This window comes from Mucilaginibacter sp. P4_D1 (assembly GCF_056401935.1).
In genome coordinates, this window is the sequence record NZ_JBFUIJ010000024.1 from 34,355 (window position 1) to 60,593 (window position 26,239).

The following is a 26,239-nucleotide window of genomic DNA, read 5'->3' on the forward strand; positions in this document are numbered from 1 at the left end:
TTTCTTATCCCTCAATTCATTTACAACAGCTATACTATGCTTAAAAAATTTATAGAACGCCCGGTACTATCCACCGTAATTTCGGTTTTGCTGGTAATACTGGGTATTTTAGGGTTAATAAACTTACCAATTTCGCAATATCCGGATATCGCACCACCTACTGTACAGGTAGAGGCCTTTTATAGCGGCGCCAACGCCGATGTGGTGCTCAAAAGTGTGATCATTCCGATGGAGGAGCAGATAAACGGGGTAGAGAACATGACCTACATGACTTCATCTGCCAGTAACGATGGTTCGGCATCAATCACCGTATATTTTAAGGTTGGCACCAATCCCGATCTGGCTGCGGTAAACGTACAGAACAGGGTATCAAGGGCTACAAGTTTGCTGCCATTGGTGGTTACGCAATCCGGTGTTACGGTAGCCAAAAGCCAAAGCAGTAACCTGATTATCTTTTCGTTATACAGCGAGAATAAAACTTACGACGAAACTTTTCTGCAAAATTACGCCAAAATAAACCTGGTGCCACAAATTCAGCGGGTCACCGGGGTTGGTAATGCCAACGTGTTTGGCTCAAAAGATTATTCTATGCGAATCTGGTTAAAACCCGATGTAATGTCGCGCTATAATCTTATACCTGATGATATTACCGAAGCGCTCAACGAGCAGAATATAGAGGCCGCCCCGGGCAAATTTGGCGAAAACAGCAAGCAATCCTTCCAGTATGTTATCCGCTATAAAGGCCGGCTAAAAACCGCCGCCGAATTTGGCGATATCATCATCAAATCGGTAGGTAACGGGCAGATGTTGCGCCTGAATGATGTGGCACGTGTTGAGTTGGGTTCGTTAGATTATTCTTTCGAGATACAAACCAACAGGTTGCCTTCGGTAGGGGTGGCTATCAGCCAAACAGCAGGGTCAAACGCCCGCGATGTGATCAATGAATCGAAAAAAATCCTGGAGGCCGCTGCCGAAAAATTCCCTAAGGGGATGAAAATAACTTACCTGGTTGATGCCAACAGTTTCCTTGATGCCTCGATAGAAAAGGTGATCAGTACATTGATAGAAGCATTTATCCTGGTATTTATAGTAGTGTTTGTGTTTTTGCAGGATTTTCGGTCAACGTTAATCCCGGCTATTGCGGTGCCTGTGGCTATTGTGGGTACCTTCTTTTTCCTCAACCTGTTTGGCTTCACTATTAACCTGCTTACCCTTTTTGCGCTGGTGCTGGCAATAGGCATTGTGGTAGATGACGCCATTGTGGTGGTAGAAGCTGTACACGCCAAGCTTGATCAGGGTTATAAATCGGCGCGGAAAGCATCTGTAGATGCTATGAACGAAATTTCGGGCGCTATCGTTTCCATCACGCTGGTTATGTCGGCGGTATTTTTACCCGTTACGTTTATTTCGGGCTCTACAGGCGTATTTTATAAGCAGTTTGGTATTACGCTGGCTGTAGCCATTTTGCTATCGGCTGTAAATGCCCTAACCTTAAGCCCGGCATTATGCGCACTGTTTTTAAAACCACATGAAAAAGGGACAAAGAAACATGGTTTCATCAATCATTTTTACGTGGTGTTTAATACCTCGTTTGATGCGGTAACCAATAAATATAAAAAATCGGTAAACTTTTTGGCCGGTCGCAAATGGATTGCCCTCGCGGCGGTGGTGGTGTTTTCGTCCATCCTGATTTACCTGGTTAAAACAACCCCATCCAGCTTTGTGCCTAATGAAGACCAGGGGACAGTGTTTGCTGCCATCAGCCTGCCGCCTGCCTCGTCAATGGAACGTACCGATGCGGTAGCCAATAAGATAGACAGTATTGGCCATACCATCCCATCGGTAGTTAATACGCTTAAATTGGTGGGCTTTAACTTTATCGCCGGATCGGGCAGCGCCTACGCCATGGTGATCATGAAGCTGAAGGGCTGGGACCAACGTAAAGATAAAAGCCAAAGCCTGCAAAGTATTATCACCCAGCTTTCGGCAAAAACAAAAGACATGCGCGAGGCGAATGTGTTTTACTTTTCGCCGCCGACCTTACAGGGGTTTGGTAACAGCGACGGTTTTGAGTTTCAGCTACAGGATAAAGGCGGCCATACTGTTGATGAATTGTATAAGGTAAGTAATACCTTCCAGGCGGCATTAAAAAAACGTAAGGAGATCCAAAACCTTAACTCATCATTTAATCCAAACTTTCCGCAGTTCCAGGTAGATGTTAATGTGGCAAAATGTAAGGAGGCTGGTGTAACGGTAACAGGTGTATTAAATACCCTGCAAGGTTATTACGGCGGTTTATACGCCTCAAACTTTAATGAGTTTGGCAAGCAATACCGGGTTATGGTACAGGCAGATTATGATTACCGGGCCAACGAAATTGGCCTGAGTAAAATATTTGTACGCAACGCGGCTGGTGCCATGGCGCCAATAACATCGTTTATTACACTGAAAAGGGTATTTGGTCCCGAGTCTATTTCAAGGTTTAACTTATTTACGGCCATATCGGTTTCCGGCTCTCCAAATCCGGGGTACAGTACCGGTGATGCTATAAAGGCTATTAATGAAGTTGCCAAACAAACGCTGCCTGCCGGGTACGATTTTGAATTTTCGGGCCTTACCCGCGAAGAATTGAGCACCGGCACGCAATCGGCTTATATATTTATGCTTTGCCTGGTGTTTGTGTACTTTTTACTTAGTGCGCAATATGAAAGCTATATCCTGCCATTCGCAGTATTATTGTCGCTGCCTGTTGGCCTGGCCGGTACGTACCTGTTTGCCTGGATTTTTGATATCGGCAGTAACATTTACCTGCAAATTTCGCTCATTATGCTCATCGGTTTGCTGGCAAAGAACGCTATCCTGATTGTAGAATTTGCTTTAGAGCGACGCCGGGCAGGTATGGATTTAATACCCGCTGCCATTGCCGGCGCCGAAGCCCGTTTGCGCCCCATCCTGATGACGTCTTTTGCCTTCATATTTGGTATTATGCCATTGATGTTTTCGACGGGGGCCGGTGCAAATGGCAATAAATCCATAGGCACGGGCGCTGTAGGAGGGATGTTTGTGGGGACGGTATTTGGGGTATTTGTAATCCCGATACTATTTATCATTTTCCAATCCCTGCAGGAAAAAGTTGGCCGTAAACCAAAACCCGAAGATGAAGATGATGAGGCAGAAGTGGTACCTGCCCGTTAATTTAGTAAAAGATATAAAATGAACAGACGGAGTTTTAAATATATATTGCCCTTTACGCTACTATTTAGCGTTATGCTATCATGTAAAGTAACCAAAACGTATAACCGGCCGGATATAGGCACAACCGGGCTTTACCGCGATGGGCAAACTAACGATACCACTACCATAGCGGCCATGCCCTGGCAAAAACTTTTTGCCGATACCATACTTAAATCACTGATACAGGAAGGGCTGAATAATAACCTTGACCTTAAAACCGCTGTTCAGCGGATACTGGAAGCGCAGGCCACATTGCAGCAAAGCAAAGCCGCGTTTTATCCGTCGTTAAGCGGCAACGTAGGTGTAACCCGGTCAAAACAATCATCAGCAGGCTTAAATTATCCTGCCGGTACAATTGTTAATACTTTAACTACCACTTACCAGGCCGGTTTAACAACCTCATGGGAGGCCGATGTTTGGGGTAAACTAAGCAGCACTAAACGTGCTGCGCTGGCTGGTTTTTTGCAAACCGATGCCGCTAAGCGGGCTGTGCAAACACAGTTGATTGCCGATATAGCCAATAACTATTTTACCCTGCTGGCATTGGACAGGCAGTTGGAAATTACTCTTGAAACGCTTAAAAATCGCATTAAAGACGTGGAAACCATGAAGGAGCTTAAGGCTGGTGCTGTGGTAACCGGGGCAGCGGTGGTGCAAAGTGAAGCCAACCGCTATGCCGCCGAAGTATCGATTCCCGATTTAAAGCGCAGTATCCGCGAAACCGAAAATGCTTTGGATATCCTGTTATCAAGGCCGCCGGGCGCGGTTAACCGTAGTAGTTTGGCCACCCAGAACATGGCCGCCGAATTACAGGCGGGCATCCCAACACAATTGCTCACTAACCGCCCGGATGTACAGCAAAGCGAGTACGCTTTCCGCGCTGCGTTTGAGAATACCAACGTGGCTAAAACGTATTTTTATCCATCGTTTACCATCACGGCATCAGGAGGCTTATCCACCTTACAGTTAAAAGACTTTTTTGTCAATTCTATATTTTACAACATAGCGGCAGGCTTAACCCAGCCCATTTTTAACCAGGGACTTAATAAAGCCCGTTTACGCACCGCGCAGGCGCAGCAGCAGGAAGCACTTAACAGCCTCCAGAAAACATTGCTGGTAGCAGGACAGGAGGTATCCAACGCTTTATATGCGCACCAAACCGCGCTTGAAAAACAGGATGCCCGCGGCAAGCAGATCATCGCTTTGCAAAAATCGGTTGAGTACACACAGGAGTTGTTACGGTATAGCTCGGCCACCAATTATACCGATGTATTAACATCTGAACAAAACCTGCTGGCCGCACAGCTAAGCGGCGTTAACGACAGGTTGCAGGAGCTACAGGCGGTAGTGAATTTATACCGAGCCTTAGGCGGCGGCTGGCGGTAATAGCAGGTGTATGTTATTTTGCAATACATTGTGGGTGTAAAAAGATACAACGGATAGTGGTTAACAACTTATTGTATTTACGGAAACCAATTTGTCATTGCGAGCGATAGCGTGGCAATCTCGTCGCCTGCCTTCCTCGCAAAGATGCACAGTTCTCGATTGCTTAATTTTTATGACGACGGTTGTTTAGGGCATTGATTTCTGCAACCCTTAAAACAAAAAAAGCTTCTTAAAAAGAAGCTCATTTTCATAGGTAGATGGTATATGATGATCAGGCAATGAAGCCCGTGAATTGCGATGTATCAGCCTGTTTATTACCAAGCAATTGATTGTGAATGGCCTTAAGTGTTATCACTTCCCTTGTAAATAAATCAACAATTGAATTCTTGATCTTTTTAACTTTCTTTCCGGTATTGATGTGTACTATCTGCATGATTCAGTCAATACCAATTCCGTGCCAAAGCCGGTTGGTTTTTCTTTATAGTTTAAATTCTATCCGGCGGCCTTCGCTGTGCGCATTAAATTCAGGTGCATACATGCTTTGCAGACTGGTAACGCCGGTTGCGTAATTGCCCGGTTGTACAACACGCAGTGTATATTCAAATACATAGTTTCCTTTTTTTAGTGCACTTATAAAAAAATTGGTGGCCACATCTTTACTTACCTGGTAATAGTACAAGCCATCCTGGTATTTATAGGCCGATATGGTTTCCATCGGTTCCGTACCGGCGGGGCGCATGTCTTTCAGTTGGATGTAGTCAAAATCACGATCGGCCGTAAGGTAAACTACTACTTTTAGTACATCACCTGTTTTAGGTTGGTGGGCTGCATCAACCGCAGTAAGTATTGGCCCGGCATCAGTTTGTTTTTGAATAAAGTACTTTCGCTCCAACTGAACGTTGGTGTTTGATGGCGTTATCTTATCCAGCTTTTCGGTATACTGCCAGTACATAGCCCCCCAGTTAATAGTTTTGCTGCTGTTACTTATCTGCACATGACCAAGTGCCGGCTTCACCTGCTCATCAACCCAGGTGGTTTTCAAATAGCCGGTGCCTGCTTCGGCTTTAATGCCGGGCTTTAATACGGCCAGCGGTTTGTTGTTTAAGCTGATATTGATTTCGGTGGTGTCGGCAAGTATATTGTCGCCTTTAATCAGCAACGCGTAGCAGGCTGCTGCTGTGGCTTTGGTGGTGCGCCAGTTGTTGGTTTGTTTGTTGCGCAACAGCCATATTTTCATTTCTTCCACGGCTTTTGTATTATTGCCCGCTTCGGTAAACAGTTCGATCATCAGCGATTGCGTTTCAACCGGCGACTGGTACCAATAATACCCCGGCTTGTTAGTAGCCCAATACATGCCCAATTCATCTGATTGTTGGGCGGTTTCCAGTAGCGATTTGATGATCTGGGCGGCGGTTTCCTTTTCATCAAAACGATAGAGGGTAAGCGCTATCATGGCCTTTTCAAATTCTGGTTGCTGTACCCATTGCATGCCTGCCCGGGCCAGGTAATGGGCGCGGATGATGTTTATCTCTGTACTTGTTTCTCTGTTTTTAAAGTAACTTAATGCATACCACGCATGAATTTCGGTGGAATTGATATCCCGGACCATATAATTTTTGATGTTCTTTTTTGCGGCAGCTTCATCAGTTTTAATTTCATTATCAATATATCGGGCAGCATTGGTGCTTATGCGCGCCAACGATGCATCGTTTTTATCCGCAATGTTAAGTTTAACAAGCTGACCAATGCCTGCCAGGATATGCTGGGTAATATACCGGTCAGAAAAATCGCCCCCAAACCAGGGGAAGCCGCCGTTTTGCAATTGTTTTTGTTGCAGCTTGTTTAAATTGGCATTCAACTCATAGCTCATTTTATTCAGGTCGAAGAGAAGCGCGATTCGTTTTTTCTGTTCGGTTTCGTCAACGGCATCCTGCAGCCATGGGGTTTCTTCCAGCAATACTGATTTCAGCTCCGGATTTTTTTCGAGGTTGGATAGCAGGGCTTTTGAATCTGCGGCTTTCCACTGTTCAAATACCTTTTTTATCTGCGGGTAATGGTTCACGATATTCACCGCGAAGCTATTGGCGTAATACCGGCTAAAAATTTGTTCCGAACATTCGTAAGGGAATTCCATCAGGTAGGGTAGCGCCTGTACAGCTGTCCAGGCTGGGTTTTGGGTATATTCAAGGGTCAACGTTTTATTGGTTAGGGTGCTGCTGTTTTGATTAACCAGTTTATCAAACGTGAAATTTTTGGTTTGGCCGGGGCGAACCATCATGGGCATGGTTTCGGTAACCAGCATGCTGTTAGGGAGCACGGATAGCGTGTTTTCTTCACCATCGGTATAATTGCCCGCTGAGGCTGTTAAACGATAGGTGAGGGCCTCCAAACTGGCAGGGATAACCAGTTTAAAAGATACGGCCCCGGTTGATGTGCTGTCCAGCTCAAAAGGCTGTTCGGCATATTTTGATTTGCCAAAAAGCGCTACGGGCTGCAAGGTAACCGCATTGGTAAATTCCAGTTTAGCTTGCCCTTTCAAATGTTGGTTTGATAGATTCACAACCCGTGCCGAAACCACCAGCGTATCGCCCTCGCGCAAAAAGCGCGGCATGTTGGCGCTGATCGTCATTTTTTTCTGGGTGATAACTTCCTGTTCAATGTAGCCGCTTTGCAAATCCTTATTATGCGCAAAGCCCCTGAACTTCCAGCGGGTTAATGATTCCGGTACGGTAAAATCAATCAGCAGCTGTCCGTTATTGTCAGTATGCAATTGGGGGTAAAAGAAGGCGGTTTCATTAAAGTTTTTGCGGGTGGCTATGGGTGCTGCAGCAAGTTCTCTCGCTGTACGGATAAGAAGTTCCTTATCAAATTTCTGGCCAGGTTTGGTTTGTATTTCCCGTAAAACTACTTTATCATCTCGTAATTCATCATACATCATAGGAACAACATTACGCTCGGTTTTGAATTTAGGCGCCGATGCGAAATTTGAAGTACCCTCTTCCACCTCCTGTTTTATATCAGCATTTCCAACGGGTTCATCTATCCTGACATCCTCGTTAGGGTCACCTTCCTGGCTTTTAACACCAGGATCGGCCAATGCCAATTCTCTGCGCATATCCATGGGGATTTTCATGAGCACTATCATTTTTACGCCCTTAACCGGCCGTATTTTCCTGCTTACATAACCCTTACCGCTGAATGTTAATATCGACCCGGCAGGTACTTTGATCCTGAAATACCCGTATGCGTTGATGGTTGTGCTTATACTTGAATTATTGATGCTGATTTTTATCCCCGAAGCGACTCTGCCCCTCCAGGTAACTTTGCCTATTACATCGTAGCCGCCTTTAACAAGCCTGGCATTGCTCATATACCTGGCTTCAATTTGTTTATTGCTCAGCGCGTTCTTTTTATCTGGCGCAATGCCTTCGTTATTACCGCCGTAAAAATAATTATCGCCGCCATCGTAGTTAAAACCTAAATTATCTATGGATTCATAATTTCGGGCGGTTTCGTCATAATAGGGCTGGTATGGCTGGTCTCCTGAAGTGTTATCATTGGCCGATGGCGGTATGGTTTCCCACTCAAAATAGCGGGCCATATACTGGTACTCGGCAAAATCTGTTTGCCAGCTTAACGGCCGGGTAATATCATCCAGCGAGGCATCATATAAACCTGCCAGTAACTCGGATGTTTGTTTGTTGTCGCTTCCGTCTATCTGCAGTTTCCATTGCTCTTTTTCTCCGGGTTGCAGCTTGTCGCGCATGGTTAAAAAACGGATGTTTAAGGGCTTAACCGTGTCTTTTACCGTAATGCGTTGGTAATATTGGTATTGCCTGTTGCCGTTTATCATTTCAAATTGTACAGTAAATGCATTTTTGCTGGTGGGCACCACGGGTACGCTTATTTTTTGCGGCGCACCTGCCTGTAGTTGCAATAGTTGCGATGATAGCAGTGTGGGGCCATCATACGTTTCAAAAAGCACCTTGCAGGCTTTGCCAATTCCTATATAAAAAGTTGCGGGCTCCCTGGCTGCAACGGAGGTAGTTTGGGCTGTCACCCAATCTTCGGCTTTTTGTATAGGGGCTTTATTGGCAATATAATTAATGTACTTAATTACAGATGCTGTATCGCCGTTTACGTTTTTGGCGCTGATAACCAATGCATATACGCCGCCTGTTGATTTAAGGAGTTTGTTTAGGTCGATATTGTTGCCGCTCTTTTGGATGTCGATATCCAGGTCGGCTGTTTTTTCCTGGCGTTGCCAGTTCGAATATTCATTTTGGTGGTTATAGGCAAAGTTGGGGAAGTATTTTTCGTATTCGGTTTTGCTCATCAACCATTGATCGGGTACATCCCAAAGTCGGTTTCTGAAAAATGCATCGGGGCCTTTCAATTCATACACTTTGATGTTGGCTCTGCCATTTTGTTTTTCATCGTTGCTATTAAAAATGGTTAAAGCGGCATTGGCATGTTGGCTGTCAATAGCTTTTTCGGGTACATCGACCTCCAACCGGATCGGATTATCGCTGATGGTGATCTCACTGGTTGCAAAATGCGTTTCGCTATTGGCATCGGTAACGTTGGCCTGTATGCTAAACCGGCAGGTTTGGCCCTTATTTTCGTTATCCGGACCGTTGGCCAAAAACTTAAATTTGAAGTTGCCTTGTTCGTCGGTTTTAATGGTATCAATAGCAATTATCGCTATCTTGTTATTATTGCCATACATAATTCTCCGGCCCTGGTTGGCGGCGTCAAAGTACGGTCGCATTTCCGGCACTCTTGTTACATTATAAACCACCCTTGCGCCGGATAGTCCATAGCCCGAAAATGCATTTACCTTGCCTTTAACTATAATACTGTCGCCAAGTTTGTAAAACTGTGTAAAAGGTTCAAAATCAACCTTGAAAGTCGGCCGTTTATATTCTTCAACTTTAACCATCATCCTGCCGTTGGCGGTAAATAGGGTTAGCCATCCATTCAGCACGTTTTGCGGAATGATAAAAGAGGAAGCCGCAGTTCCAAATTCGTTGGTTTGTAATTGGGTGGTGCCTAACTCTTTATTGTTTTGGTCACTTAATTTGACATCCAGATCGGCTTGGGGCATAATACTGCTTTTGCCGTTTACACTTTGCAGCTCCATGGCTTTAAAGTAAATGGTTTGGCCTGGGCGATAAATTTGCCTGTCGGTAAAAAATACGGTTCTGATAACGGGTGCATTATTTAAGATAGGCTGTGGCGAGTAAATCTCATTTCTTTCGTTATCTGTTAAATGGTCGCCCCGGTAATTTATGGATGCAGTATATTGATTGCCTTTTGAATCAAAAATAAACGTGCCGTTAGTATCCGTTACTCCGGTGATAACCACCGGCTTCTTTTTTGTATTTCTATACCTCTCCGGGCTGTAAGTGATGGTTATAGTCGCACCTGCCAGCATATCGCCTGTTTCGCGGTTAGTTACTTTAATCTCCCGTTTTCTGTCGGGCCTTGTTCTCATCATATACGCCACCTTGCTTACTTTAAACATACCCAGCTGGATAAGGCTATCTTTGCCGCTTTGCTCAGTAGCCAATAAAAGGTACTTGCCCGGTTTTAGCGCGTCAATTTTAAACTCGGTAGTGTGTGCCTTTAAATCGGTGGTTACAGGCAGATTCAGTTGTTGGTCTTGCAATGCTTTTAAGGTTTTAATAAAAGCCAGAGTGCTTTTACCTGTCCCGATAGAACCATAGTGCCCGTCCAGTTTTCCAATATAGGTGAGCTGTGCATCGGTAACCTTATAAATACGGTAGCGCGCCTTACTAATATTGCGGTATTTTAAACCAGCAAGGATAGGTATATCCGGCGAATTCACATCCTCAAAACTAACCTGTAACTCTTTTTGGGTAATTTCATTTATCCTGTTGCCCGCGCGTTGTGCACCTGGACTTTTAGGGTAGCCGGCCATTGCCGTTTGCAGGTAAATCATGGCGGTAGTTAAGCTATCTACATCACCGTAATATTTGCCAATAGCAAATAATGCATCTGCACAAATAACACCTGCCGAAGTATCGGCAGCGATATTTTTAAGAGCAGCAAGGTACAGGGTATTTTTATTGCCCAGTGTAGCTTTATCGTACAAAAAAGTGAGCCTTTTCATATCAAGGTCGGCCAAGGCCTTCCTGTCATTTTTTTGCAGATGGAACGCCAGTCCCTGTTGCAGCAGGCGGATGCCGCGATAAAAAGTTGATGCTGTGTCGGTAGTTTTGACATCCAGTGCAGCAAAGGTTTTACTATCGCCAAAAAAACGCGGATCGTTTATTGAAAATGGCATTTTGGGTTTGGTAAGTGCCGGCTCGTCTGCCAGGAAAAAATCAGACGCCCGGTGTAAAAGCAAATCGTATAGCGTAGGTCTTAAAAAGCGGGTGTTTTTATCGCCTTGCAAAAGGCCGTCTAAAATATCAAGCGAGGTGTTTTGCTCTTTGTCGGCATCGTGTAATGATAATTGGTAAAGCCTGGTGGTTTCATTAATAATAGTTGCCAGGTCCCATTTTCTGAAATCGATGTCAGGAACTTCCAGTTTGCTTCTGCCTGCAAATGTGTACCGGTTTTGCTGATAGTAGTTCCAATACATATCGGCCAAAAACGATTGTAAAACCGGCTTAACCGGGTAAGACGAGCGGCTTATATCGGCCTTCAAAGCGGTAATAACGCTCACAAGTGCATCTTCCTGCAAATAAGTTAGGAATTTGGCATGGTAAATAACCGCGCGTACCATCTGCGGCACGTTATTTTCTTTGCGTGCCAGTGCATCAAGCTTATCAACCTTCATCAATGCCGATTTTGGCAGGCCAACCTCTGTCAATGAGTCGATAGTAAATATGATGTTATGATAGCTGGTTTGGGCCGATGATGGCCGGGCTATAAATAAAAAACAGGCAATAAAAAGGAACTTCAGGGTTTTGCAGGTTTGTGATGGCATAAGGAATGAGGATATGATGGATAACAGTAATAATACCAAAATATGATTGTTAAAAATTGTTAATTATTTACCAGATGCAAAATGAAAGGTAAATTCATAAATAATTAAAATCAAATGGTATTCACGTAATCAGCAGTTATGCCTGATCTTTATAAATTGTATTTTAAACAATTAAATTTCTTTTTAGGGATTTATTAATTATATCTTTAAGATTATTTTTCCGGGATTATAAACCAATATTTACGCCGAATACCGCCATGAAGCTCAGGGCTTTGTTATTATTTATATTAACGCAGTTTATTTTAAACCAGGTAAACGCGCAAAATACCCAGTTCCGGTTTTCGCATCTTGATATCAATGCAGGCCTGTCGCACAACCAGGTAAACTGTATTTATAAGGATAAAAAGGGCTTTATGTGGTTTGGTACGCTATCGGGTTTAAACAAATACGATGGTTATAGTTTTAAAAGCTTTAAGCACGTTGCCGGCGATACCACTACGTTAGATGATGATTACATCGTAAGCATAAACCCCGGACCGGAAGATAAACTGTGGATTGAAACCCGTACAGGCTTTAATATTTACGACCCTGCTACCGAAAAGTTCAGCAAAGACCTGAAGGATTTTATGTACAAAATTAAGGTGTACGATACGTACATTTTAGCCATAAAAAAAGACAGGTTGGGCAATTTTTGGTTTTTGGAGCACAACGCTACCCTCGGCATCTTTAAGTACGATCCTGTAACAAAGCAAACCATCAACCTGCTTCATAAACAGGGGGATACCACATCTATTTATTCAAACCTGGTTACCGATCTGTCGGTTGATTCAAAAGGGAATATATGGCTCATATCTGGCGCCGGCGTTTTGGAGCGGCTGGACCCTAAGAGCTACAAGGTTAATTACCGGTTGAAGCTTGAACAGCTGCCCGCGGCATTAAGTACCACCTATAAAATTTTTATTGATAAGCAGGATGATATCTGGGCGTTTGTACCCAGTTATTCAAAAGGTGTATTTTTCATCAGCCCCAAAAACAAAGTAATTAAACATATTTTAAAAGCCACGGGCACCATAAATACCGATGTTATATCAGATGTTATCCAGGATCAGAAAAACAGGATTTGGATTGCCACAGATCATGGAGGGATTAATTTACTTAACAAACAGGATTTTACAACTCAATACCTGCTTAACCGCGAAGATGATGATAAAACAGTAGGTCAAAATAGCATCACCTGTGTTTATGTAGATGATATAGGCATTATCTGGTGCGGCAGTTACAAACGGGGGATAAGTTATTATCACCAGAATATTATAAAATTTGCCAGCTACACTCATCACCTTTCTGATAAAAACAGCCTGCCCTTTAGCGACGTAAATAGTTTTGCTGAGGACAAACAGGGCAATATATGGATAGGCACCAACGGCGGCGGGCTGATTTACTGGGACAGGAAAACAGGCAGCTTTAAACAATACCTGCACAACGCCGCCGATAAAAACAGCCTTACCAACAATGTTGTAGTAAAGCTATTTATTGATCACGAGCAAAAACTTTGGATAGGCACCTACTATGGCGGCCTTGATTGTTTTGACGGCAAAGTGTTTAAACATTACCGGCATAACGATGCCAATGCAAACAGCATATCTGAAGACAGGGTTTGTGCTATAACCGAGGATAGCGACCATAACTTATTGGTGGGCACCTTGTCGGCAGGTTTAAATGTGCTTGATAAAAACCGGAATGTGGTTGCCACATACCGGTTTGATGGAGATATGAATAAAAGCTCTATCCACTCCAATTACATCAGTTCGGTTATTGAAGACAGGCGCAAAAATTTATGGATTGTTACGGCTTACGGCTTAGACCTTTTGGTAAAAAAAGACCACCAGTTTTTGCATTACTTACATGACGAAAAGGACCCCAACAGCCTCATCAACAACAATACCAATAATATACTGGAAGATAAAGATGGCCTAATTTGGATAAGTACCCGGGAAGGCATCAGCATATTTGATTACAAAACCGGGAAATTTACCAATATTAATAAGCTTGATGGCTTGCCCGATAATACGGTGATTGATATGCAGGAGTTTAGCCGTAATAATATATGGGTAAGTACCCCGAATGGTTTATCAAGTATTTTTATCGATCGTTCGGCGGGCAAGCTTAAGTTTCGTTTTGTTAATTACAATGAAACCGAAGGGCTGCAAGGGCGCGAGTTTACCGAAAACTCATCGTACAAAACCAGGGAAGGGGAGCTGCTGTTTGGTGGCGGCAACGGGTTTAATATTTTCAGACCTTCAAATATCCTGAATAGCACCAATCCGCCAAATTTGGTTTTTACCGATTTACAAATCTTTAACCAGTCGGTAAAAGTAGGAGATAAGGTGAACGGCTCGGTGATTTTAACACAGTCTATCGTGGATTTAAAAGACCTTAAGCTAAAATATAATGACAACGTTTTTGCTATCGAATTCGCGGCGCTTAATTATTTTAACCCCGATAAAATAAATTACCAATACCGGATGGACGGTTTTGATAAGCGGTGGATAAACGCCGATAACAAGGTGCGCAAAGCCACTTATACCAACCTTGACCCGGGCGACTATGTGTTTAGGGTGCGCGCCGGCAGCAACGAAAGCTGGAAGGGGAAGGAGCTTACGTTAAATATCAATATATCGCCGCCATTTTGGAAAACCACGTGGGCTTACATCTTATATACATTATTGGCAGTAGGCTCATTGTTATATTTAAGAAGAAGGGGTATCCAGAAAATACGTACGCAATTTTCTATCGAGAAGGAGCGGGAAGAAGCGCAGCGGATGCACGAGCTGGATTTAATGAAGATTAAATTTTTTACCAATGTAAGCCATGAGTTTCGCACCCCGCTATCGCTCATTATGGCCCCGGTGGATAAGATCCTGAAACAGATTGCCGAACCTGAGGTGCAACGGCAGCTGATGCTGGTAAACCGTAATGCTAAACGGCTGCTAAACCTGGTAAATCAATTGCTTGATTTTAGGAAGATGGAGTACCAGGAATTAAAGCTGCATAAAATGAACGGTGACATCATTGGCTTTATAAAAGACCTTTCGTTTGCGTTTACCGATGTGGCCGATCAAAAAAGCATCCGCTTTATTTTCGATTCGGAAATAGACACCTACTACACAAGCTTTGACCATGATAAAATAGAGCGGATCATGTTCAACCTGCTGTCAAATGCCTATAAGTTTACCCATGAAGGAGGGCAGGTAAGCGTTTTAATTAACCTGATTGATAAAAAGGATACCGCTGAGCAATTATTAGAAATAAGAGTTATTGATACTGGTATTGGGATTGCTGCCGATAAATTGAGCCGGATCTTTGATCCCTTTTTTCAGAACGACTTGCCCGGATCAATGCTTAACCAGGGGAGCGGTATAGGCCTATCCATAACCAAGGAGTTTGTTAAGCTGCACGAAGGGCAGATATATGTTGAGAGTGAATTTAACCAGGGCAGCTGCTTTACGGTTTTATTGCCCCTGGTGCAATTGGATATCAGTGTTTTAACAGATACGATGATGCCGTTTGATCATGATACCGAGCTTGCTCCGTTATATAGCCTGCCCAAAAACGATTCCAATAAAGAGAGCAGGGATGGCAAAAGGCCAACAGTATTATTGGTTGAAGACAATGACGATTTCAGGTTTTATATTAAGGACAATCTAAAATCGGCATTCAATGTGATTGAAGCTGAAAACGGGAAAAAAGGCTGGCAAAAGGCCCTGGCGCAACATCCTAATTTAATAGTAAGCGATATCAGCATGCCCGAGATGAATGGTATCGACCTTTGCCTAAAGATAAAAAATGATAAACGCACCTCGCATATCCCGGTAATATTGTTAACTGCCTTAACCGGCGAAGACCAGCAATTAAAAGGATTGGAAACCGGTGCAACAGATTACCTTACCAAGCCTTTTAACTTCGAGATACTACAATCAAAAATCAGGAATATACTGAGCCAGCAGGAAAGCATGCGTAAAACCTATACCAAACAGGTAGAGGTAAGCCCGACTGAGATGCATATCGATTCGCCGGACGAGCAGTTTATGAAAAAGGTGCTTATTTTGATTGATAGTAACATCTCCAACCCCAATTTCTCGGTTGAAGAATTGAGTAATGAAGTTTTTGTAAGCAGGTACACCCTCTACAAAAAAATCCTTGCCGTCACAGGCAAAACGCCCAATGAGTTAGTTCGGTCGATGAGGTTGAAACGCGCCGCCCAGCTATTGGAAACAGGCCACTTAACCATCTCCCAAATTTGCCATAAAGTAGGCTTCAAAAGCCAGAAGTATTTTGTGAAGATGTTTAAAGCCGAGTACAATACCATCCCTTCAAAGTACGCCGAGGCTGCTGAAGAGGTAGAATCTTAGCGTGGTGTAAACTGCCGTCATTGCGAGTACCTATCAGGATATCCCTGGAAAAAATCGTTATGACGTGCAACGGATATAGTTAAACGAATCTTCTAAACTACCGTCATTGCGAGGTACGAAGCAATCCCGAACTACCTGGGACTTAACATATAGAGGATTGCTTCGTACCTCAATGACGGATATTTGATATTGACAGTCAGTACCTTATAATGACGGTCTTTTTTTTAATTTTAGACACCTTAAGTGAACTACCTATAGGTTCAAACAATCAAATCATAAACCTTTTCAAAGACGATACTGTGTATCAAAGTGTAACACTTTTTTTACGCATCAGCAACCAAGCGTCACCCAGAAGATCCCCGTTAAAATAGCCCGTTGACCTCATCACAGTGATACTATTTTTTCAGTTCAGAAGGAAGTGCTAAATCGTTTATAGGGATACATTTGTAACTTTTTTGCGCCTTTTTTTAATAAAATTCTTTAGTTAATTCAATTAAATATCTATTAATCAGTGTGTTAAAACAGGTTGACATTTGTACCCCTATTTATCCACAACCGGGTTTGGTTTCGCATATAATTTTACCCTCATTATAAACATGTATTAATGCCCGGCAATAATTTGGCCCGGTTTAGTATAAACCTGATAAGCTTATATAACCAATTTTATTAAAGCAATTGTTTGTCATTTATTGATGGGAACAACAGGCGCATAAACATTAATGATTTTCATTAATAATTCTGCACGTGTTAAAAAAGATGATGGCAGCTATAGTAACGGAACCAATAAATCAAATAAAAACCAAATAAACTAAGTAAATCAATTATGCGAAAAATTCTACGAATGGCATTGCTGTTTTTGTCTCTTTTTGTATGCTTCCGGGCAGGGGCGCAAAACCAGGCAACAGTAATCAAAGGAACAGTAACAGACGACAAAGGCATAACCCTGCCGGGGGCTTCTGTCAGGGTAAAAAATGGCCAGGCTTCGGCTATAACCGATAAAGATGGTAATTACAGCATCAGCGTACCCAATGGCGCTACCGAACTTACTTTCTCGTTTATCGGGATGAAGCCGCAAGACGTTGTTATCGGTAAAAAAACAATTATCAATGTTGTGTTGGGTGTTTCGTCTACTCAATTAGCTGAAGTAGTTATCGGTTACGGCGTACAAAAGCGCCAGGATGTAAATGGCGCCATATCATCGGTAACCGCTAAGGATATTCAAAATATTCCACAAACAAGCGTTGATCAGTTACTGCAGGGTAAAGCCGCAGGTGTTACCGTTACCAACGGTACAGGGGCGCCGGGTAGTTCGGCGTCTGTGCACATCAGGGGTATAACCTCTCTTTCGGGTTCAAATGAGCCTTTATATGTAGTTGATGGTGTGTATATTGATGGTTCGGCCTATACCACCCAAAATCAAAATAATGGCGAAAATACAGTTAGCCCCCTAAGCTACATTAACCCAAATGATATTGCATCTATTGATATTTTGAAAGATGCGTCGGCTACAGCTATATACGGTAGCCGTGGCTCAAATGGGGTTATCATTATTACCACAAAAAAAGGTAAAAATAGCTCGGCTCATTTAAATTATGATGGTTATTACGGTATTCAGCAACAAGGGCATTTCCTTAAAATGATGAACCTGCCGCAGTATGCCGCTATACAAAACGAGATAGCCGATATTACCGGCATAGGCCGCAGGGGCGAGTTTGCAGACCCCACCGTACTTGGCCCGGGTACCGATTGGCAAAAAGCAGTGTTCAGAACCGCGCCGATGCAAAGCCATAACCTTTCGATGAATGGTGGTACCGAAAACGTGAATTATTATATTTCAGGCGGTTTCCTTAAACAAAACGGCACCATCATAGCGTCAAACTTTAAACGCTACTCTTTCCGTACCAATGTTGAGGGGAAATTGAAGGATTGGTTTAAACTTGGTTCAAATATGACGTTGAACCGTACCGACCAAAACATAGGCGCGAGTGATAACGGCGGTATTGTTTACCAGGCATTATTGAATGCTCCAGATCAGGCGGCCAGCAATCCAGACGGCAGCTATACCGTTGCTCCTGCATCATACGGCAGCGGCGTTTTTATAAGCCCTGTTGCATTGGCAAGCTTAAACACCAACAACCTGGTGCGCAGCCAGATAAACGCGAATTTTTACGCTGATATTCGCTTTTTGAAAAATCTGACGTTAAGATCGGAAATTGGCGGTTATAATAATTTTTCGAAAAGTGTACTGTTCTTCCCTTCATACACCGTAACATCGCCTACCAACCCGTCGCTTATATATGGTAACCCTGTAGCCAAATTAAGTGAATACACAGATCAGGCTTTAGGCTGGAACTGGAAAGAATATATTACCTACAACCATACATTTGCCCAAAAACACAGCGTAACTGCAACTGCGGGTTATGAATTGAATGAAGGCATGTACAATAGTATGAGTGCCGGTACCGATACTTTTTTAAGTAACGATTTACCAACACTTAACCTTGGCGGCGCTAAAATACCTTCTATCGGCGAAAATAAATCGTCTAATACTTTGCAATCCTTTTATGCCCGTGCAATTTATGACTACGATAGCAGGTACAGCTTAACTGCCACCATCCGGTCGGATAGGTCATCAAACTTTGCACAAGGCCACCAGACAGGTTATTTCCCATCAGCTGCCCTTGGCTGGACGATTTCAAACGAATCATTTATGGCTGGCATTAAAAGTGTAGCTGATAATGTGAAATTCAGAATTGGTTATGGTGAGGTTGGTAATCAGAACATACCGGGCTACCAGTACGGATCTGCACTTAACCCCACAATCACAGGTTTAGGTACCGGCTTTAACGTATCAAATTATAATAACCCTAACCTTACCTGGCAAACATCTATACAAACTGATATAGGTTTGGATTTTACTTTATTCGGCAGGGTTAATGTAGCTGCGGACTGGTATAATAAAACCTCGAAAAAATTCCTTTTCCAGGCACCGCTGCCAGAATTTTTAACCGGCGGGCCCAATTATCTTGGCGGAATCAGTTCGCTTTATGTAAATGGAGGCGAGGTTAGCAATAAAGGTATCGAGTTCAGCATCAATTCAAAAAACATCGTTTCAAAGAATTTTAACTGGAATACAACGGTGACTTTTAGCCATTATGTTAATAAAGTGGTTTCTACCTACAACAACAGTATCATTAATGCCAGCGTTACCTCGGGCTTTTTACAAATCCCGGTTACACGTACGCAAGTTGGCGGCCCTATAGGCGAGTTTTATGGATACACTGTTAAAGGAATATTTAAAACAGAAGACCAGCTGCAAAATGCGCCAATACAATTTGGCCAGCCTATAAGCACTACACTGGGTACCCTTGGTTCAACAACTTTGGGTGATATACAATATGTTGATACCAATCATGATGGCAAGATTGATGCAAGCGACATGAGTGCTATTGGTAATCCAAACCCAACCTTTACCTATGGTTTTACCAATAATTTCAGTTATAAAGGTATTGATCTGTCTATATTTCTGTATGGCTCTTATGGCGGCAAAGTGCTCAATTACCTTGACTACACTATAGAAGGCCTGAATGGGTTATATACCAATCAGCTTGCCGAAGCTTCAAATTACTGGAGCCCATCAAACCCTAATGCAACCATTCCGGCTCCAAAGGGCGGTGTTAACCCGAACCTTAACATGTCGACCAGGTTTTTGCAAAGTGCATCTTTTTTAAGGTTTCAAAATGTACGTTTAGGATATAACGTACCGGCAGCCTGGGCTAAACGTATTGCACTTAGTGGTTTAAAAGTGTATTGCAGTGCACAAAACTTGTTTGTAATAACAGGTTATAAAGGCCTTGACCCCGAAGTTGGCCAGCAAAATCAAAACGTGTTTTTATCCAATGTAGATTTGGGAAGGTATCCTTCGCCAAGGGTTATTTCTTTTGGAATAAACGCGGAATTTTAATTTGACCATAAAAGACTTAAAATGAAAGCAAATATTAAATATATAATCAGCGCGGCAGTCATTGGCCTTGTTTCTGTAACAGGCTGTAAAAAAGATTTCTTCAACAGGCCGCCCGAAAACGCGATAGCAATTGATAATTTTTATAAAACCGATGCCCAGGTATCATCAAGTACAATCAACCTTTACAATTCACTCTGGTTTAATTATGTGGCTAAACCAGGCTGGGCTGTGTGCGAGATGACCGGCGGTAACGGCCGTAGCTATTCATCAGATGTTACCGATTTTGGCAACCTGAACGGCGCCGTTACCAACCTCAATTCGCAGAATGATGCCGCATGGTCGTCATTATGGACTGTTGTTGCGCAGGCTAATGCCCTGATCAACTTAATGCCCCCAAGAGCAGGCGCGGATGTAACCCCGGCTGTTTTAAATAACGCCCTGGGCGAAGCCCATTTTATGCGTGCCATGGCTTATTTCCATATTGTTAGGTTATGGGGCGCGGTGCCCATTATTGAGGATGCCAGTAACTTTTTAACCAATTTTCAGGTAAATAGCAACAGGATAGAAGACATATACACCTTTATGGTTAAGGATATGAAATTTGCCGAAGCAAATTGTACCAAGATGATCAGGACTGGTTCTATCACTCAAGGCCATGTATCCAGTGGCTCAGCTTCGGCTATGCTGGCCAAAATATACCTGTATATGCAGGATTACCCTAATGCACTTGCAGAAGCACAAAAAGTGATTAACAGCGGAGAGTTTAAATTGTATGGTATAGATCTGCCTAATAAAACCTATAACGATCTGTTTAAAACAGCCAATAATAACAACGAAGAAAGCATTTGCCAGTTGCAATGGGCCGGCGGTGCATCGTATGGTCACGGTAACCCGGCACAGGCTTCATTAGCCGCCAGTGGTATTATTACCGGTACCGGCGATGGCTATAGCGTATTAGGCCCCACAATTGACTTGCAAAATTCTTATGAAGGCGGAGATTTACGCCTGCATGCTACAATTATGCAAGCGAAGGATGTTTACCCCGAAATTACTGCAGCGGCAGGAGGTTATACCGTACCGGATAATATTAATTCACAGGGAACCGATGCTGCTATCAAAAAATACGTGGTTGGTACTCCTGCCGATAATGGCGGCATAGGCGCGGCCCAATCTGCGGCAAACAATACGTACTTAATGCGTTATGCCGAAGTTTATTTAATTGCTGCAGAGGCAATTGTTGGCAAAAACTCAACCTCTACAGATGCCCAGGCTTTGGCTTACATCAATGCAATCAGGAAAAGGGCAAACCTGGCACCGTTAACAGTTATAAAACGTAACCACGCAGTTGCTAACCCTAACTATGACGCCACCTTTAACAATGCTGTGCCTACTACTATTATCCAGGATGATATTTTGACGGAAAGAAGGCATGAGTTTGCTATCGAAAACGACTACTGGTTTGACCTTTGCCGCATTGATGGATGGAATGGTATATTGAATAACAGCCACCCACTGGCTACGCAGTTTATAAGCCAGCAGGAAAGGGGTACTTACGCCAATGACCGTAAAACTGTTTACCATAGCGCGGTTACGCCAAAAAGCACCGACTTTTTATTGCCTATACCAATTAATGAAACAACCGCCGACCCTAAATTATTAGAACCAGCAGTACCATACACTTTTAAATAAATACAGCTATGAAAAATTTAAAATCGATATTTTCTTACTGCATACTTTCGCTTGTGGTGGTATTCAGTATCAGCTCCTGTAAAAAGCACGATAGCGGCGGGGATGGCCCTCCGGTTATTACCAGGATACGCACCGTTTACCAAAGCACCCAAACATCGCAAACCGTTACAGCTTTTGATTCAACAACAAGCGACGGCAAGATAGGAACCTTATATGCAGTGATAGGTAATAATTTAAGCACAACTAAAGCAATTTATATTAATGGTGTTTCTATATACTTTAACATAGCATATTCATCAAATACCACGCTTCAGTTTTCAGTGCCTACCACGGTGCCGTTTAGTAACGACACTACAAGTAACGTACTTACCGTTGTTACCGCTCATGGAAAAGTTAGTACCCCTTTTATAATTGAACAGCCTACCCCTGGCATAACAACAGTTAGCCAGCTGGCAGGTAACGCCGGCGATGTTATTACCATAACAGGTACAACATTTAATGGCCTCACAGGTGTATCATTTGGTACAGTACCGGCTACGGTACTTACCAAATCGCCTACAGTGATAACCGTAAAAGTGCCATCAGGTTTAACTGCTGCACATTTACTGGTTACCACATCGGCTACTAAAGGCGGCGGCGTAGGTACCGGTCCGGTTGTAACTTCGGGCACAAGCTTATTATCAAACAACGTTTCGTCAGCAAAGCAAACCAATTCCATATTTGGCTTCAATACAGCAATTTTTGAAGATGGGTACGAAAACGGCTGGAGCGATTATGGCTGGGGTGCCGGAGCGAAGGATGATAATACCAATTTCAGGAGAGGTACAAAATCCAGAACATACAGCTACACCGGCGGGTACGATGGTTATGTAATACAGCCGGGCAGCGGAAACAGTGTTGATGCTAATACAGCCCTTAAGTTTTCAATTTTTGGCGGCAAGGGCACTACCGGTAAAAATATCCACCTGGTACTTAATTACAATTTTAACACTGCCGTGCAGATAACACTTACAGAAGGCAAATGGACCGATTATCAAATTCCAATTGCCAACTGGGTAGATGCCGGCAATCCGCTGCCTTCAAGCATCAGTGCACTGGTTTTCCAGGAATTTAGTGGTAACTCATCTACTTTTAGTATGGATGATGTTGGTCTTGTAAATATTAAATAACACAATTAACAGGCCTGATCAATATCGTCGCCAGGATAAACCTGGCGGCGATATTTAAAATTCATTTGACTGATGAAAGCGATTAAAATAATATTCAGCGTGGGTTTGATATTGCTGATGTTAAAAGCCAACGCGCAAAAAAATCTGCTAACCAACGGCGGCTTTGAAGATGATTTTTATGGCTGGAATGATGGTGGCGGGCAAATTACCCCATGGAATATTAAAAGTGGCAAAAACAGCTGCGCCATTGTAACCACCAGCACCGATAAGTGGGTTGGGATTGATCAAACCGTCCGGATTCCTAAAAAAGCTACAGCCATCGAATTTAGCGCGTGGTTAAAAACCTTAAATGTTGTTAAAGGCAAAAATGATTGGGAAGGAGCCCTGTTTAGTGTTGCTTTTTTGGATAGTAACGATAAAGAAATAAATGGTGGCGACAACATTGCCCGCCTAACCGGCGACCAGCAATGGACGCTTTATACTAAAGTGATTAAAATACCCCAAAAGGCCGCAAGTTTTAAAGTTTTGATTGCGATGGGCAACGCCTCGGGAACAATGATAGTAGACGATGTTGCAGCCAAAGAGCAGAGTGAATAGCCCCGTTGCAAAGTAACCATCTTATACAGCTACCTAGCCTAACTAACTTGTTTTTGAATTTTGTGATACAGCTTATTTTATGACGACAAGCAATGTAATGCGCGAAAATACCCCGCTGACAGCAGGCGATTGCTTTACTGTTTTTGCGAAGGTTGATAATAATTTTGAAGGACCGCTTCATTACCATGACGATTATGAGCTTCATTTGGTTTTAAACGCCAAAGGGGCCAAACGCGTTATTGGCGGACATATTGATGTAATTGACGATTTGGAACTGGTACTGGTAGGCCCCGGCCTTTATCATGGCTGGTTTACCAACGAGTGTAAAAGCCGGCAGATAACCGAGATTGTGATCCAGTTTCATAAAGACCTTTTTGATGAGAAATTTTTACAGCGTAACCAGCTTAGTTTTTTAAAGGGAATGCTGCAGCGTGCGCCAATAGGGGTTCTTTTCTCGCCCGAAACAATTATGACGGTTAAGGATCGGCTTATGGCGCTGAATAAGCAGAGTGGCTTTACATCGGTTTTAGAATTGTTATCCATACTGCACGAGCTTTCAACATCGGCAGATATGAAAACCTTGTCGGATCCGAGCTTTATTAACGAGAAATTTTACCATAACAGCCGCCGTATCGAAAAAGTATTTGAGCATATGAATACCAACTACAACCGCAAGGTTTCCCTTGCCGAGGTTGCCCGTGTTGTTCACATGCCCGAGGCCTCTTTCAGCAGGTTTATAAAAAAGCGCACCGGAAAAACTTTTACCGATAGTTTAAACGAAATAAGGTTAGGACACGCCGCACGGATGCTCATTGACTCGACAACTACGGTGGCCGAGATAGCTTATGAGTGCGGTTTTAACAACATATCCAATTTCAACAGGATTTTTAAACGCAAAAAACAATTTACACCCAACGAGTTCAGATCAACCTATATGGTTGCGGGCTTTATGCATGGCCCGCACGTTGGCTTAAAAGCGTCAGTAGCTTAATTTATACAAACCAAAGGCAAAGAAAAAGGCCCGATAAATACCGTTACGGTAAAAAACAGGAAAATGAAAGTGATAATAAATAGTGTATTTACAATATTATTGGCCCTTATAACTTTAACGGCATGCAAAAAGGATAAAAAGACCGATACAACGGTTGTTGATACAGGCAACGGGGGGGCAACGGGCCCAATTACTTCGCCAACCGACCCCGGCATCGCAGTTTCGCAAGGTTTTTTTTTAGATAGCTGGACAGCTAAAACATTTACAAAGCCAGCTACAACAAGTGCAACAAAGCCAGCTGCATCCTCAGTTACCGTCACTGCAGATTTTGCCCAGGTAGTCTCGAAGGTATCAAACAACCTGTTTGGCAATAACATGAATCCGTTTACCAGTCAATATACCGACGCAGGCCTGGTAAAAAACATCACCAATCTATCGCCCAACATTATCAGGGCGCCGGGAGGCAGTTTGTCTGATGTGTATTTTTATGATTTGCCCGCGGGCGGTAAACCGGCTGATGTGCCTGCTCAATTATTAAAGGCCGATGGCAGCGCCGATCCTACCAGTGGGTATTGGAGCGGAATGGTAACCGATAGCTGGTCAATAAGCCTTAGCAATTACTATTCGCTGTTACAAAAAACAAATAGTACCGGTATCATCACCGTAAATTATGGCTACGCCCGTTATGGGCTGAACGATCACCCGGTTGAAACTGCCGCGCATTACGCCGCACAGTGGGTAAGGAATGATAGGGGCCGAACTAAATTATGGGAGGTAGGGAATGAAAATTTCGGCAACTGGGAGGCCGGGTATCGTATTGACGTATCGAAAAATAAGGATGGCCAGCCCGAAATTATAACGGGGCAGCTATACGGAACACATTTTAAGGTTTTTGCCGATTCGATGCGCAAGGCTGCCAGCGACATAGGTGTCTCCATTAAAATAGGTATTGTACTAACCGAAACAGACGACCAAAACAATACTACAGGTGGGCAAAACTGGAATTCGGGTGTTTTATCTGCTGCCGGATCATCGCCCGATTTTTTTGTAGTGCATAATTATTATACCCCTTATAATCAAAATTCAACACCCGACGTTATCCTGGCAACGCCGTCGGCAGTTACCGCTCCAATGGTAAGTTGGGTAAAAAATTCTGTTCAAAAGGCTGGTGTGGCTCAAAAGCCCATTGCGCTTGACGAGTGGAATATATTTGCAACTGGTTCAAGGCAACAGGTTTCTTACGTGAGTGGTGTGCATGCTGTTTTAGTACTGGGCGAGTTAATTAAAAACCAGGTAAGCATGGCCTGCCGCTGGGATCTGGCTAACGGAGGCAGCGATGGTAACGACCATGGTTTATTTACTTTTAACCAGGATGGTACTACAAATTTCACCCCGCGGCCGGCATTCTATTACCTGTATTATTTTCAAAAATACTTTGGCGACAGGATGATCAGTTCGACAGTTAGTGGAAGTACCGATATTGTGAGTTATGCATCTTCATTCACATCGGGCGAAGCTGGTGTTACCCTGGTGAATAAAAGTAGTACCGATAAGGTAGTTAGTATCAATTTCAAAAATTACTATACCGGGTCTAATTATTACTATTATACCTTGAAGGGTGGCACGGATAACGGATCGTATTCGGGTAAGGTAACCGTTAACAACAACGGCCCTGCAGGCGATGTTGGTGGTCCGGCTGGGTATGCCACGCTTGCTGCAAATTCATCTGGCACCAGCGGCGGAATAACTGTTAACGTACCCGCAAGGGGCGTGGTGTTCTTGGTTTGTGATAAAAAATAAATACCGTGTTTAACGGGGTAGTCGAAAGCCTCAGGTTCT

The 26,239-nt window shown here is 43.3% G+C and carries 11 protein-coding genes; 9 read left to right on the top strand and 2 right to left on the bottom strand.

All coding sequences use genetic code 11. The annotated features are described in order from the left end of the window. Positions 1-36: 36 nt before the first annotated feature. Positions 37-3,195: an efflux RND transporter permease subunit gene (locus AC1DV1_RS19215; protein WP_477362165.1), complete on the top strand. Its 3,159-nt coding sequence runs from the start codon at positions 37-39 to the stop codon at positions 3,193-3,195. Between the two features lie 18 nt (positions 3,196-3,213). Further along, positions 3,214-4,620: an efflux transporter outer membrane subunit gene (locus AC1DV1_RS19220; RefSeq protein ID WP_477362167.1), complete on the top strand. Its 1,407-nt coding sequence runs from the start codon at positions 3,214-3,216 to the stop codon at positions 4,618-4,620. 271 nt (positions 4,621-4,891) lie between these two features. Here AC1DV1_RS19220 and AC1DV1_RS19225 read toward each other — a convergent pair whose 3' ends face one another. Both AC1DV1_RS19225 and AC1DV1_RS19230 read right to left on the bottom strand, forming a co-directional pair. Beyond that, entirely contained in the window at positions 4,892-5,053 is a 162-nt protein-coding gene (locus AC1DV1_RS19225; RefSeq protein WP_477362169.1) for a hypothetical protein, read from the bottom strand. Positions 5,054-5,098: 45 nt separating this feature from the next. Continuing rightward, positions 5,099-11,578, bottom strand: coding sequence for an alpha-2-macroglobulin family protein (locus AC1DV1_RS19230; protein ID WP_477362171.1), 6,480 nt, complete (start codon positions 11,576-11,578; stop codon positions 5,099-5,101). Between the two features lie 257 nt (positions 11,579-11,835). Between AC1DV1_RS19230 and AC1DV1_RS19235 the strand changes: the two genes are divergently transcribed. From AC1DV1_RS19235 to AC1DV1_RS19265, 7 genes are all read left to right on the top strand, one after another. Further along, positions 11,836-15,990 (top strand): hybrid sensor histidine kinase/response regulator, encoded by a 4,155-nt coding sequence (locus AC1DV1_RS19235; RefSeq protein WP_477362173.1) that lies wholly within the window; start codon positions 11,836-11,838, stop codon positions 15,988-15,990. Positions 15,991-16,813: 823 nt separating this feature from the next. Further along, entirely contained in the window at positions 16,814-19,954 is a 3,141-nt protein-coding gene (locus AC1DV1_RS19240) for a SusC/RagA family TonB-linked outer membrane protein (protein WP_477362175.1), read from the top strand. A gap of 21 nt (positions 19,955-19,975) precedes the next feature. After that, complete coding sequence (locus tag AC1DV1_RS19245; protein WP_477362177.1) at positions 19,976-21,643, top strand: RagB/SusD family nutrient uptake outer membrane protein; 1,668 nt, start codon at positions 19,976-19,978, stop codon at positions 21,641-21,643. Between the two features lie 8 nt (positions 21,644-21,651). Further along, entirely contained in the window at positions 21,652-22,812 is a 1,161-nt protein-coding gene (locus tag AC1DV1_RS19250) for an IPT/TIG domain-containing protein (RefSeq protein ID WP_477362179.1), read from the top strand. Positions 22,813-22,884: 72 nt separating this feature from the next. Then, a complete protein-coding gene (locus AC1DV1_RS19255) occupies positions 22,885-23,409 on the top strand; it encodes a carbohydrate binding domain-containing protein (protein ID WP_477362181.1) in 525 nt (174 codons plus the stop codon). Positions 23,410-23,488: 79 nt separating this feature from the next. Further along, positions 23,489-24,400, top strand: a complete 912-nt coding sequence (locus AC1DV1_RS19260) for an AraC family transcriptional regulator (RefSeq protein WP_477362184.1) — start codon at positions 23,489-23,491, stop codon at positions 24,398-24,400. 63 nt (positions 24,401-24,463) lie between these two features. Further along, positions 24,464-26,200: an alpha-L-arabinofuranosidase gene (locus AC1DV1_RS19265; protein ID WP_477362186.1), complete on the top strand. Its 1,737-nt coding sequence runs from the start codon at positions 24,464-24,466 to the stop codon at positions 26,198-26,200. Positions 26,201-26,239 lie beyond the last annotated feature (39 nt).

Excerpts from the sequence above, each read along its gene's own strand:
- AC1DV1_RS19245 (WP_477362177.1), top strand. The coding sequence starts at position 19,976 with ATGAAAGCAAATATTAAATATATAATCAGCGCGGCAGTCATTGGCCTT.
- AC1DV1_RS19240 (WP_477362175.1), top strand. The coding sequence starts at position 16,814 with ATGCGAAAAATTCTACGAATGGCATTGCTGTTTTTGTCTCTTTTTGTA.
- AC1DV1_RS19215 (WP_477362165.1), top strand. The coding sequence starts at position 37 with ATGCTTAAAAAATTTATAGAACGCCCGGTACTATCCACCGTAATTTCG.
- AC1DV1_RS19230 (WP_477362171.1), bottom strand. The coding sequence starts at position 11,578 with ATGCCATCACAAACCTGCAAAACCCTGAAGTTCCTTTTTATTGCCTGT.
- AC1DV1_RS19220 (WP_477362167.1), top strand. The coding sequence starts at position 3,214 with ATGAACAGACGGAGTTTTAAATATATATTGCCCTTTACGCTACTATTT.
- AC1DV1_RS19225 (WP_477362169.1), bottom strand. The coding sequence starts at position 5,053 with ATGCAGATAGTACACATCAATACCGGAAAGAAAGTTAAAAAGATCAAG.
- AC1DV1_RS19255 (WP_477362181.1), top strand. The coding sequence starts at position 22,885 with ATGAAAGCGATTAAAATAATATTCAGCGTGGGTTTGATATTGCTGATG.
- AC1DV1_RS19250 (WP_477362179.1), top strand. The coding sequence starts at position 21,652 with ATGAAAAATTTAAAATCGATATTTTCTTACTGCATACTTTCGCTTGTG.
- AC1DV1_RS19235 (WP_477362173.1), top strand. The coding sequence starts at position 11,836 with ATGAAGCTCAGGGCTTTGTTATTATTTATATTAACGCAGTTTATTTTA.
- AC1DV1_RS19265 (WP_477362186.1), top strand. The coding sequence starts at position 24,464 with ATGAAAGTGATAATAAATAGTGTATTTACAATATTATTGGCCCTTATA.
- AC1DV1_RS19260 (WP_477362184.1), top strand. The coding sequence starts at position 23,489 with ATGACGACAAGCAATGTAATGCGCGAAAATACCCCGCTGACAGCAGGC.